Source organism: Blautia sp. Marseille-P3201T, from assembly GCF_900120295.1.
In the GTDB taxonomy this organism is placed as follows: domain Bacteria; phylum Bacillota; class Clostridia; order Lachnospirales; family Lachnospiraceae; genus Blautia.
The window spans coordinates 357,242-370,757 of the sequence record NZ_LT635468.1; the positions used below are offsets into that span (position 1 = coordinate 357,242).

6 protein-coding genes and 1 pseudogene are annotated in these 13,516 nt (G+C 36.5%); all 7 read right to left on the reverse strand.

The window, feature by feature from the left end:
* Positions 1-1,112, reverse strand: a pseudogene (locus BQ7352_RS04655) (IS66-like element ISRgn2 family transposase); the annotation flags it as partial.
* A 151-nt stretch (positions 1,113-1,263) separates the two neighbouring features.
* Positions 1,264-1,608, reverse strand: a complete 345-nt coding sequence (tnpB, locus tag BQ7352_RS04660; protein ID WP_009246070.1) for an IS66 family insertion sequence element accessory protein TnpB — start codon at positions 1,606-1,608, stop codon at positions 1,264-1,266.
* On the reverse strand, positions 1,602-2,015 hold the full coding sequence (gene tnpA / locus BQ7352_RS04665) for an IS66 family insertion sequence element accessory protein TnpA (protein ID WP_200791365.1): 414 nt from the start codon (positions 2,013-2,015) through the stop codon (positions 1,602-1,604). Before tnpA ends, tnpB begins: the two co-directional genes overlap by 7 nt.
* A 320-nt stretch (positions 2,016-2,335) precedes the next feature.
* Positions 2,336-7,201 (reverse strand): type 1 glutamine amidotransferase family protein, encoded by a 4,866-nt coding sequence (locus tag BQ7352_RS04675; RefSeq protein WP_072447361.1) that lies wholly within the window; start codon positions 7,199-7,201, stop codon positions 2,336-2,338.
* Between the two features lie 26 nt (positions 7,202-7,227).
* The gene (locus BQ7352_RS04680; protein WP_072447362.1) at positions 7,228-10,260 is read right to left on the reverse strand and encodes a glycoside hydrolase family 2 TIM barrel-domain containing protein; all 3,033 of its coding nucleotides are present in this window, start codon (positions 10,258-10,260) and stop codon (positions 7,228-7,230) included.
* The gene (locus BQ7352_RS04685; RefSeq protein WP_072447363.1) at positions 10,257-11,726 is read right to left on the reverse strand and encodes a sulfatase-like hydrolase/transferase; all 1,470 of its coding nucleotides are present in this window, start codon (positions 11,724-11,726) and stop codon (positions 10,257-10,259) included. Before BQ7352_RS04685 ends, BQ7352_RS04680 begins: the two co-directional genes overlap by 4 nt.
* Positions 11,727-11,833: 107 nt before the next feature.
* Positions 11,834-13,396, reverse strand: coding sequence for a type 2 periplasmic-binding domain-containing protein (locus BQ7352_RS04690; RefSeq protein WP_072447364.1), 1,563 nt, complete (start codon positions 13,394-13,396; stop codon positions 11,834-11,836).
* Positions 13,397-13,516 lie beyond the last annotated feature (120 nt).

Genomic DNA, 13,516 nt, shown 5'->3' on the forward strand with positions numbered 1-13,516 from the left:
GCCGGAAGGCTGTAATCATACTCTTTCCCTTTCGGTATGGCATCTGTGAAATAACGTCTCACATGTGCCCAGCAAGAGCAGCGTTTGATATCCGGCAGATCGTTATAACCCTGGTATCCATCGGTCTCCAGATATCCACGGAACCCCTGCAGGAAAGATGCTGCATGGAACTTTGCCCTTGTCTCTGTGTAATGATAGAGCAGGATCGGCGGAAGTCCATCTTCTCCACTGCGGAAGAGCCACATCCAGGAATCTGTTTCAGGATTGCGCTCCGGCTCATTCAGTACCTGAACCCGGGTTTCATCTGCCATCAGATATTTACGCATCCGTAACTGACGGTGAAAATAATCATAAACATGACAGAGGTAATTCTCGGCACAGTAAATGATCCAGTTAGCAAGCGTAGCCCGGCTTAATGGGACACCCAGCTGCGTCCATTCCGATTCCTGCCGGTTTAATGGCAGACCATTCTGGTACTTCTGGTGCATTGCCCATCCGACAACGGATTCCGATGCATAACTTTCCGGGATCAATGGTTCCTGGACAGGGGCTTTGACAAATGTCTGATCATCCGGATGTTCCTCTGATATGGCACACTCCGGGCATTTATAGGTTTCACGATAGATATTTACTACTTTTCCTTTGGCAGGGGTAAACCGGAATTCATGGCGGACGAATTCTTTCCCAATACATTCCATCTGCGTTCCGCAGGTTGGACAGTTTCGCTCCTCCTCCGGAAGAGAAATGATCTCGTCGCAGGAAGGAACGTTTTTAAAGAGATCTACATGTGTCCGTCTTGCTTTTCTCTTATGTTCCGGAACAGTGATGTCATCAGGAAGTTCCTGTTTCCATGTCGGATCTGCTTCCTGCTCGGCTTCATCAAAAAGATTCAGCTGGCCATCGATATCTTTCCGTTTTTCACTGGAAGTACCAAAGAGCTTCTTCGTGAGATATTCAATCTGCTGACGAAGATTTTCTTTTTCCAGACGGTCTGCTTCCAATGTTTTTTGTAAAGACTGGATCAGTTCTGTCTGTGCGGAAATCGTTTTATTCAGTTGGTTGATCATGTCCTTGTACGCAAGGATTTTTGAATCTTTTGAATTACCAGCCATATGTTTTCTGCTCCTTTTTTACTGCTCTTATTATACCATAAAAAGCAATGAAAAAGAAGCAGAAAACCCAGTATTTACAAGGGATTGCAGACATGATACAGGGTGTGGAAAGCTCTCCATTTTTGTTGGCTGGCATAGGGGTTTTACACGATCATTCCGTAGGTTTGAATGCTTTTGGTTGTTCGATTTCAAGACCGGACATGAGCCAGTCGAATTGCTGCCAGGTCAGTTGCTTTACTTCCAGCTGATTTCTGGGCCAGCGGAACCTGCCCTGGACTTCCATGCGTTTATACAGCAGCACAAATCCGTCAGATTCCCAGAGCAAAGCTTTGATCCTGTCACAACGTTTTCCACAGAAAAGATACAGGGCGCTTCGCCTTGGATCCATATGGAGTTGATCCTCTACAATAGCACACAGCCCGTCAATGGATTTCCGCATATCCGTTCTGCCTGTTACGATATAGATTTCATCGGCGGCTGTGATATCCCCTAACATTCCAACTCCTTCACAATGCGGAGCATTTGAGCCAGAAGCTGAGGATCTGTTCCATTTGGTATTGTTAGATGGAAACTTCCTACAGACAGCTTCATTGGCCCTGCTACGGAAAGGTTATTTCTTTCCGTAGCTACCGGAATCACATTGAATGGCTGTTCATATGGGGGCGGGTCAGTATCATGAAAATCCACTCTGACAACTTCCTGGCTTTCCGGTGCACGATAGCTGCGTCCGGTTGACGCTGGCAAATCCACACAACCTTTCTGACGCAGCCTTTTTACCCAGTTGTAAAAAGTCCCCGGTTTGATGTCGTGTTCCACACACCATTGATGATCTGTCAATCCACTTTGACGGCATTCCATGATGAGACGGTATTGTTTTTCGGCAGGTATTCTTTTGCTTCTCATGAGCACACCTCCATAAATCGGATAGAGTAAAATGCTCGCATCTATCATTTCTAGCAAGAGAAGATGAAGTGAAATGCTTGCATTTTCTAATGATTATTATGGATTCATTTTTAGGGTAACACAATCCGTCGAATTATTTTGCACTTACAATAGGAGAATTTTATTTGTAAATATTCACCATTTTCTTTATTACTTTTTTGTAACTATTGATATATATATTATCTCCTTCAAATTCTTTCTAAAAGTAAAAAGCCGTCCCCTCTCAATTTCTTGAAAACGAACGGCTTATACCTATTTCTCATATTAAGTTAAAAACTTCACTATTGGATTCCTTGCTTCTTTCTTTTCGTAATTATTAATGCTCCCCCTACAATAGATAATGCAAAAATAAAAATCATCTTATTATCTAAATAATTGTCTCCAGTTGAAGGACTAGAAATATCATTTGATTCTTTGCTAGAAACTGAAGCAGTATTTTCAATTGTTGCGGTAACATTTTTGCTTGTTATTTGATTTGTTAGTTCTACTGGGTTTGTTGGTTTTGTTGATTCTGTTGGTTTTACTAAATCCGTTGGTTTTACTGAATCAGTTGGTTTTACTGAATCCGTTGGTTTATCGGTTAATGTAATTTCAAGCATCATAACACCTTCAGATTCTATTGTGAAATTAGTTGTTCTTGCCTGCTGAGTAAACATATCCGTTACTGAAGAAATATTCTTATCGTAAGCCGAAATATTTATTGTCGCAGTATTTTTTCCAATATTCAAAATAGACATTGTGTATTTTCCATTATCACTTGGTATAACTCTCCACATACATCCTTTCTGTTCAAGACCATTGCTTTCAGAAAGTTTGATAGGAGAGAAATTACTCATATCTACACACCCAATTGCCTGAGAAGCAATTTCATCAACTGTCTTATCAACAGAAATAAGTTTACCTTTTCCTTCTTTCAATACAGCTGATCGATTTTTATGATTTTCATCATATTTAAGGCTTATGCTGTCAAGAATAACCGTACCACCTTTATTCAAGTATGTCTGAAGAGCATTGAATTCAGTATCCGTTACGTTAGGCGTATTGTAAACGACAATTACATCCCATAGTTTGTTATCTTGTTTATCAATAATGTTTTGTGTAGCAAACCCAATTGGAAAACCATTGAAGAACAAATTCTGATACATATCGTATTGATTTTCCATATAATCTTCATTGATTATTGCTGAAGTTTCTGAATAGAAAATTCTGATTGGTTTTTTCTGTTCCTGAATTTCTGTAACTTCAGAAGCAAATGTGTTAATATCTGTCATTGTTTGATAAACTTGATTTGCAACTCTTGGCTGTTGAGCAACTGAGGCTGCATATGCCTCTCCAAGGGCATTCATTCCACTATCACCAATTAAACGTGATTCCACTGAACCATCAGGTTCTCTTCCCCAGAACCATGTAAGGTTAGCATCCATACCAAGAAGTGTAGCTAACCAATATGTTGAATTCACATATTCAGGTGTCATATAAAGATCTCTAAACTGCGTTGTTGAAAGGAAATGTGATTCTGTGTTTATATTTGACTTATTTGGAGAAACAGATGACATAAAGTCATATGACATCATTTCCTTCCAATAATAAGCATAGCTATCACTCCAGCTTTCATCAGATCCTGCTTTAAAATTTTTTCCTCTAATTTTGGCATCATTACCAATCATACCTGTCATATCAGTCATAGCTTCAAGATCAATGCCATGCGTTCTATTTGATTCAACCCAAAGATCAGGCATAACTTTAAGGTGGGTAAGCGCAGATGCGTCATTGCTTATAACTTGGTCATTAAGGAATGTAAGCCAATTCGAAGCTCTTTGCATGTTCCAGTTACATACGTCATACCAAAGAACAGAGTTTCTATATGATGTTGAAATCGGAATAACCTTAGAAGTTGCATCTTCAAATGAAGTAAACGATGTACCCCAGGCTTCGTTTGCAGCATCTATTGTTGAATACTTATTCTCAGCATACTCTGTAAAAAGTGCTAATGAATCTGTTCCCAGCCCTTGTGAACCATCAAACTTTTTAGCTGTAGCCCAATGACCTTGCTGTAAGAACCAATGAGGTTCATTTGCCAGACAGTAGCCAAGATTTGTGTAATTTTTATCAGCCTGTGCCGGAACATATGCTGATAAAACTTTTTCCCACGACTCTCTTACATCAGGGTCTGTTATATCATACTGCGTAAATGTTGTAATACCATTGCCATCAATATTCGTTGGTAATGTGCCAAGGTTGTTATGCCACAACATCTGATAACCTACATTCCGATTAAATATATATGGTTTATTTACAGTTGAGCTTTCAGGTAAACCATCAGATGTAACCGAGGATTTAATACTAAGACTCTTAGGGTTATTCATATTACCTAAATAATCATTATAAAGAGTTTCATTGCCTGCATCTTGATCCTGTGGCTTTGAGAAGTAATCATAAAGAAAAACTGGATGTCCGTTAGAATAAATGTTACCATCTTTAACCGTAGCATTTTCCCAGTCAATATCAACAACAGGTCTTCTTACTATTTCACCCGAAATAACATTTGTGATTTCTTCAATTGAATCTTCAAGCATTTTTATAATTTCCGTTCTTTCAAATCCCGCTAATTCTTTAGCTAATTCTTCTGAACTTTTTCCATAAGGAGCATAATCCGGGATTGTTGCAAATAGATTACTATTTATTGTAACGTTATTTTCATCCCAATTTGCATATTTAACAAATTCATTAGCAAACCAGATAACGCCTTCTTCTCTTTTTGCATCAAGATTTTTATCTTTTGCTTTAGTAATAAGCTCATTAAGTGTATTTATTTTCTTTTCTATTTCGTCAGAAAGCTCAGCTTGGGTTTTTCCACCCACCTTATAAATTTCTTTACTTACGATTGCACCATGCTCAATGTTTACAATAATTTTAGCAACATCCGTAGCATCCGAAATCTGAACTTCTACTTCTTTTTTTTCTTTCGAAAGAACTGTAAGATAGATTAAATCATCCCTAATTTCAGCATTAAGAGAAGCATTGTCATTCGTATTTACAGAGCTTCCTACAAGTCCTAATTTAATTTCTGAATTCTGAATACTGTTATCAATATATTGAGAATCATCAAACATATTAACTGTAATTGTTGTTGGAATAGAACCAGTAACTAAAAGTTTTGAACTGTTAAATCCATAAATTCCATTTGTAAGAGCCGTGTTTACAGATTCAGGAATTTCAACCGTTCCATTTATGACAGAAAGTTTGTTTTGTATACTAATAGTCATCATTGAGCTCTCATCAATTTTGACACCTCCAGTATCGCCAATAACCTCACCCAAACCTGCAATATACATATATGAGCCAGGTGTAAATGCAACATCTCCGACACCATCTTTACCTGTAAGACCATATATATTTTTATATTTATCCTGTAAAGTTCCTTTAATATTGAGTCTTCCATTAATGGTAACATCAGCGCTAAGTTGAAGTTTTACCATTGATGGAACCGTAATAACAGTGTCAATTGTAACAGGTTTTGTGATTTCTACAACTTCATAATGAAATTGATTATAATCTTCAGCTCCATTATATTTTGCACAACCTGCTTCGAGTGCATTTAAAGCATTAACCAATTCTTCGTATGTAGAAATTTCAGCAACATAATTTTTCCCTGTCTGTTTCGAAGAATTGAATCTAAGTGAAGCAATTTTTAATTCTGAAATTGCATCAAGAGATTGCTGAGTAGATGAACTTTCGTTGTTTAAAACTGCTTTTGCAACATCTATTGCTTTATTATATGTGTCTTTAGCAACAGATGTTGACCAAAATTTATTACTATCTATTTCTGTTCCGTCTATGCTTTCAAGAGCAGAGTTAATATTTTTTTCAGCAAACATGATTTCATTTTTCAAATCCTGTTTTGATGTATTTGGTTTTTCTAGTATTATTGAGTTTTCAAGTAAACCGCCATCAATAAACGTCGCACCATCAAGAACATTTACAGTAGAAACTGTATGTGTATCCTTTTTAAGTGATTTTATCAGTGAAACTGTTCCTGATGTAATTTCAAGAACATTTGATGGCTTAAACGTAACGGATGAATCAGAATTAAGTTTCATAATACCCGTTGTAGTATCAATAAAAGCAATACCCTGCTGATAATATTTGGCAGAATCAGTAAATATTACTGAACCAGATCCTTTTCCAACAATACCTTCCGTTCTGTTCGCAGCAGGACGACTGTCCTGAATGTTACCATTGATAGTAAATTTTCCATTGATAGCATAATCCGTACATTGAGCACCTATTTGTATTTTTACATTTGAAGGAATAACTAAATCCTTTTTTAATTCGAATTTCTTTGTACCAATAAATACAACTTCATAAGCACCCTGAGTGCCACTTCTTTTAATGTTATCAGTCGAATCATCTGTTCCTATATCACAGTTTGTACTATCTCTTAAGAAAGCAACAACAGCATCTGCATTTTCAGCAGCTGTTGGTGTATCATCAACAGGTGGTGTTACATCAGATGAATCATCCTTATTTGGGATTGTGTAACTACCTTTATTAAGTATTGCATCATTTTTTACAACAACATTTTTAAATTCGTTAGCAGCAATATTACCTCCAAGTGTAACTGTACCAGTTTCAATATTAAGTGTTGAATCAGCGCTAATGGAAATTGATGCATCATCGCTGGTTAATTGTACACGACCACTTATAATTGGTGCTCCATTATAGAAAAATATACCACCTTTATTGATTAGTATTTTACCTGTCCCCTCAGATCCGACTGTTCCGCCAAGTGCATTTCGATCAGTGATCGTTTTTCCGTCTTGCATAACGCCATTAACTGTAATTGTACTGTTAACGGTTACAGAGGTTACTGTTGCCGGAATTTGTAATTTAACCCCTTGGGGTACAGTAAAATCCTGTGAAAAAATAATAGTTTCCTGCGTATTATTAATAAAAACTAGCTGTTTGAATTGTTGGGAAGATTGTGCCGAAGCACTACTTTCAATACCTTGTGAGTGAAGAATTTCAACTAACTCTGCTGCAGCTGCAGCACTAGTATCTACTTCTGCATTTACTGAAACAGCATTGGCAAATATTGATGTAAACAATAAGAATGCAGCAATAACAAAACTAAATATTTTTTTCATGTTCCCCTCCTATAGATTGTAAATTCCTAAAGTTTAAACTTTATAATAAAGTCCCCGATAATTTTATTTTCCCTAAGCTGATAATCTGAAATCAGATGCGGACCACAGCTTCCTGAACCAATTCCCGACATTTTAGTATCAATGCAAAGAACTACAGAATCACTCTCTTTTAATTCAAAATTGTGTTCCGCCTTTTCTAGCATTTCTTCCGTATAATGTGATACATTAAATGAAAAATCTTTAGCATAAACAAAAATTTTGTTTTGATTTTCATCCCCTACAATCAGTTCTCTGCATTTATAATGACTTCCATTTTCCTGAGGTTTTAAATAATCTTCATGCATATTTCTGACTGTATCCTTAAATGTTCCAAAATAAGACAAATGACGCTTATCTTGATAGCTTTCATAAGGTCCATAAGCCATATACTGAACTTGTTCCATGGAATAAGGCAGATAAAAACGAATTCCAAAACGTGGTAGATATGGAAATACCGGATCTTTATCGGCATCCAAATGTATTTTCAAACTTCCATCCGCATAAATCTTATATTCTGTCTTTATTCTCATACTATTCTGCAGGAATAATGCCCCCACACCAAGAGAAAACTTCACACATATTGCATTCTCGTCCTGTACTATACTACAATCATAAACACGGATTATACTTCTATCATATCCAGCCTTTCTCCATTCACCAAGTATCTTTCGGTCGTTGTCTGTAGGAGCTCTCCAAATATTATACGTCATAGGATGAACCAAATACTCATTTCCATGAACCGATATTTTCTCCAGCACTCCCTTCCATTTATTAAAAACATACTGATAAGCAGAAGATTCTACATAGATTTTTTCATCAGTTTCCTTAATCACAGCATTTTGGTCTTTTGGAAGTTTTATCATAGACAGCTCATTTTTTTCATACAACTCGTCTCTGTCCTTAATAATCATCTGTTCAAAGCCAACTTCATAATCAGCTTCTATCAATTGTGTTTTTTCTTTCTGCTTATAGGAAATTCGAACCTCAGCTAGGCTGCAGCCTGCAGATACTTTCCTACAAAAATCAACAGAAACTTTTTTATGAGGTGGAAGAACAATATTTTCAAATTCTCCCTGTTCTTTTACTTTACCATCTTCTAGATATGACCAGATAATTCTATACTTTTCATCAGCATTTATAAAATCTAATGTATTATAAAAATTGATTTTTCCATCTTCAAAACTTGCTCGAACTGGTCTCGCTACACTTTTAAATTCCAATAAGCCTGTATGAGGACGACGATCAGGATAAATCATTCCATCAAGGCAGAAATTTCTCTCATTCGGAAACTCTCCAAAATCACCGCCATATAAAAATTTTTCTTTTCCAGATTCATCTTTTCCTGCATAAACGGCATGGTCACACCATTCCCAAACAAATGCCCCCGAAAAATTATCATACTGATAAATCAATTTGAAATAATCTTCCAAATCGCCATTGCTGTTTCCCATTGCATGAGAAAATTCGCAAAGAACCAACGGACGATTTACTTTTTTCTGACAATATTCTTCTGATTCCTTTACCGGCATATACATTCTGCTGTAAAAATCAATATTACTCAAGTCATTAACATGCCCAGGCATTTCATAGATACTACTTTCGTAATGAATCAGATAATCTGGATTCTGCGACTTAATCCATGATGCTGCCTTTTCCATATTGATTCCATATCCTGATTCGTTTCCTAGAGACCACATAACAATACAAGCTTGATTTTTTTCACGTATCACGCACTTCTTGATACGATCCATAATCTCATCTTCATATTTTGGATTACTGCACAGAAGACCAAACGAACTACTTTCTATTTTTTCATCCGAATAATTGTAATTTGATCTTCCCCCCGCATAAAGAAGTTCTGTATTATGTGTTTCTATATCAGCTTCTCCAATTACATAAAAGCCATATTCTGAATATAACTCATATGCCCAAGGCGAATTCGGATAATGACTAGTGCGAATCGCATTTATATTGTGTTCTTTCATCAGTTTCAAATCTGCAATCAGCTGTTCTTTACTAATCGTATACCCCGTATAGGCATTACTGTCATGACGATTCACTCCTTTAAATTTCACATTCTGTCCATTTAAGTAAAAAACACCATTTCGTATTTCTTCCTTCTTTAAACCAATTTTCTGTTCTATTACTTCTCCATTGTATTCCAGTTTCATTGTATACAGATATGGAGCTTCCGCATTCCACAAAATAGGATTACTTACATCAATTTCACTAGTCAAAATAGAACTTTCAGCATTCATTTCAATCTTTTTCAAAAATCTTCCATCCGGACAATAAAAAGTGCAGTAAACTTTACCATTTTCATTGCTATTCATTTCGGATAGAGTTACAGATAAATTGATTTGAGAAATTTTACCTGGTTCTGTATTCTGTTTTACCGTAAAATCTTTCACATGACTTGCTGGGCGCATTAAAAGATAAACATCTCTAAATATCCCACTCATTCGTAGTTTATCCTGATCCTCAAAATATGTACCATCACACCATTTCATTACTAAAACAGATAATACATTCGTTCCTGTTTTTATTAAGTCTGTTACATCAAATTCACTTGTACAATGCGATACCTGGCTGTATCCACAGAATTTTCCATTTACCCATACATAATAGCAAGAATCAACTCCCTCAAAATCCAAGTATATTTTTTCTGAAAGCGTATCAATTTTAAATTCTTTTACATAAATTCCGCATGGATTTTCTCTTGGAACGAAAGGGGGATCGAATGGAATTGGCATTCGAACATTTGCATATTGATGATTTTCATACCCCAACATATTTACACAACTAGGTACATCTATCACATCATATTGATCAAGGATTCCATCTTTTGCAGATTCTGGAATTTTCAGATAATCAGAATACCATTGAAATTTCCAATCGTTTCCACTTAAAAGTATCATTCTGTCATTTTTTTCTTTAGCATATGGAATAAAATATGCTCTGTCATCTTCTGTATTGATATGTAGTGCACTCGGATTTTCATAATATTTTTCTATTTTCATTTCTGCTCCTTTTTCATGTATGCGCTTTGTCTAAAATACACATCCCCTCCATCAGAATAAATTCCAGATTTCTGCATCTGTCCATATCCTGTTACAGCTTCTCGACTTGCATCCATTTTATCATCCGCATATTTGAAAAACCAAAGATTCAAGCGTTTTCTTAGTGACTTCAATATAGCCAAGCAGGAGGGATCATCAATCAAGTTATTATTTTCATCTGGATCTTCTATCAAATAATACAATTCATGAGGACCATATGGATATCTGTGAATATATTTCCACTCTTTTGTACGAATCATTCGGTTTGCACCATATTCATCACAAATGACGAGATCCCCATCTTCTTCATCCTTTTCAAAAAGTGCTGGAATTAGACTGTTTCCAGGCAACTTCTCGTCCTTCTCATAATTAATACCAGCTATTTCAAGAATTGTCTGGAACAGATCATAATGACTATGCATGGTATGAATTATTCTTCCATGATCTTCCTTAGCTGGTATACGAATAATCATCGGAACTTTCACTGCAGTATCATAAAGATTCAGCGGAAATGTTCCATTTCCCTTGCCCCAGATACCATGATGTCCCATATTCATTCCATTATCACCGCTGAATATTACCACTGTATTATCCCATTCATCTATTTCTTTTAAATGTGCTATCAACCTTCCGATTTGAGCATCCATTGCTGTAATTGCCGCATAATATCCTCTCAATAATTCCTTTCTTCTTTCTCCCGTACCATAAGGTGCAGATGGAATCTGATTCGGATTGATTGGAAGATTTGGAGTTGCATTGAACTCGCAATTTCGATACATATCTAGATATTCCTTTGGATGATCACTTTCTTCCCAAGGAGAATGAGGTGCTGTAAAGTTTACAGCAAGATAAAATGGTTTTTTTTCACTTGAAAGTTCATCCAGATAATTCATTGCCTTATCTGTAATAATATCGGTAATATATCGATCATCAAAATAAACATGTCCTTCATCAACAATATCTGGATGATAATAAGGACAACCGCCTCGTCCGATTGTAAACCACTTTGAAAATCCATGCTGTGGATGAACACTGTCTCCTAAATGCCATTTTCCTGCAAGAGCACACTGATACCCATTCTGTGCTAAAATATCCGTATATGTTATTTGTCCTTCCAAATAAGGAATTGCCTTTTTCTCATCATGAAAACAAGGACTATCCTTTATTTCACCCAAGTCCTCTTTATTCAAACTTCCAGAACGAAGCCAATCATGTACACCATGACAAGAAGGAATTTTCCCAGTCAGAATCGATGCTCGTGCCGGAGAACATACTGGAGATACACAGAAAAAGTTTTCAAAGCGATTACCTTCTCTTGCCAATTCGTCTAGATTTGGTGTTATTACATCTGCATTTCCTGCCGAATGCAGAGCCCAAGCGCCTTGGTCATCTGAAAGGATAAAAAGAAAATTCATTTTTTTATTCATATGATTCTCCTTCTTTATTTAAAAAAAGGATGCCAATATACTAGACATCCTTTTCTAATTTTTTATTTCATTTAATTTATGAATGCTTTTTCTAACCGCTCATTCATTTATTTTGCAAGCTTTGAATACTGTTCTGTCCAATCATCTGCATGAGACTGTCCACCGCCGTTTAACCATTCTTTTACTGCTGCCGAAACATCCTCTGCACTTGCTTCACCCATCACATAATTCGTAGCAGCTTGCTTTACTACTGTATCAACTGCAGCATCATCGCTATTTGCTGCAAACCAAGAATTAACTGGCATATAATCTACTACACCTTCCTTTGTTTGGAAATCATAATAGGTACTTGCATTATAGAATCCGTTAAGACTCATTGTTAATTCAATTAAAGGTGCCACATTAAAGCTAGAGATTCCCTTTGACTCTGCATCAAATTTTGACTTATCAATCCACTCAAACTCATTCTTGTCATTATATTTATAATGAACACCCTCAACACCCTTCATTTCAATATCTACACACTCATCACTGCATAAACCATCAAAGAATGATAAGATACCTCTCAATTCTTCTTCTGTCTCAACAGAACTCTTTGGAATTACATACATACCGTAGAAACCAACACTTGTTTCACATGCGTGTGTACCATCTGGCTGAATCACGTCTGTTATACATGTAATTTTTGCATCTGGATTAGTATCATATAAAGCTTGATAAGCATCACCACCGGAAATATTACCATAATTTGCGGTGTAAGCCCCAGCCTTCTGTGTATTAAACACTTCACGACCCTGTACAGCGTTCATTGCTGCGAAATCCTGTGATACAAGTCCTTCATCATAAAGTTTCTTCATGAAATCTAAGTATGTCTGGAAGTTCTCATCTGTGCAAAAATTACGTACCTCTCCGGTCTCCTCGTCAACATACCAATCATAGTGAATACCTGCTGCAATCATAAGTGGTCTCACATAAGCTCCACCAAATAATGCCAGTCCAGTTGTGTCATCTACACCGTTTCCATCTGGATCATCATATGTAAATGCATGAAAAACATTGTAAAAATCATCTAATGTTTTTGGTTCTTCCAAATTAAGATTTTCAAGCCAGTCTTCTCTTAAAAGCATCCCACCTGCACGAGCCAAAGTTCTACGCGGAATTCCAATTATTTGTCCACCATATGTCATGGAATTTTTTAAAGGCTCGATGTTTTCTTTCAGATTTGGATAATCATCTAAATAATCGGTCAAATCCCAAAACATACCAGCTTCTCCAGCATCCTGTACAATCTGGCTTCTCATGATATCATTAATGATGCATAAAACATCAGGCATATTATCTCCACCAGAAATAGTTGTTGTTGTCTTCTCTGCTGCATTAGCTGCTAGTACATAATTAAATGTAAGATTTACATTCAGCTTACTCTCAAGTTCCTTTATGAGTTCTGCCTTTTCCGTTGGAGCTTCAGCCCCCCAGAAAACAAGCTGCATGCTAATATCCTGTGGTGCAGCATTTGAATCACCTTCTACTGCTGTTGCCCCAGTCTCAGTCCCGTTAGTTACCGTCTGATTGCCTGTTCCAGAAGAGAAACTGCTTGAGCAGCCAGCCAAACCTGCTGTAAGTGCTGCTGCCAAACATAATGAAACCACTTTGCTTAGTCTTTTTTTCATACTCTGTTCTCCTTTTCACCTCGTGCTATGCACCTATTTGTATGTTCCTTACTCCATACATTCACTTTGTACTGTTATGTTATCATATATGTTATATGTTAGCAATTGTTATTTTTTTAT

What these genes read in the sequence shown, in the direction of transcription:
- tnpB (WP_009246070.1), bottom strand. Translation starts at nt 1,608, where the DNA reads ATGTTAGGGGATATCACAGCCGCCGATGAAATCTATATCGTAACAGGC.
- tnpA (WP_200791365.1), bottom strand. Translation starts at nt 2,015, where the DNA reads ATGAGAAGCAAAAGAATACCTGCCGAAAAACAATACCGTCTCATCATG.
- BQ7352_RS04675 (WP_072447361.1), bottom strand. Translation starts at nt 7,201, where the DNA reads ATGAAAAAAATATTTAGTTTTGTTATTGCTGCATTCTTATTGTTTACA.
- BQ7352_RS04680 (WP_072447362.1), bottom strand. Translation starts at nt 10,260, where the DNA reads ATGAAAATAGAAAAATATTATGAAAATCCGAGTGCACTACATATCAAT.
- BQ7352_RS04685 (WP_072447363.1), bottom strand. Translation starts at nt 11,726, where the DNA reads ATGAATAAAAAAATGAATTTTCTTTTTATCCTTTCAGATGACCAAGGC.
- BQ7352_RS04690 (WP_072447364.1), bottom strand. Translation starts at nt 13,396, where the DNA reads ATGAAAAAAAGACTAAGCAAAGTGGTTTCATTATGTTTGGCAGCAGCA.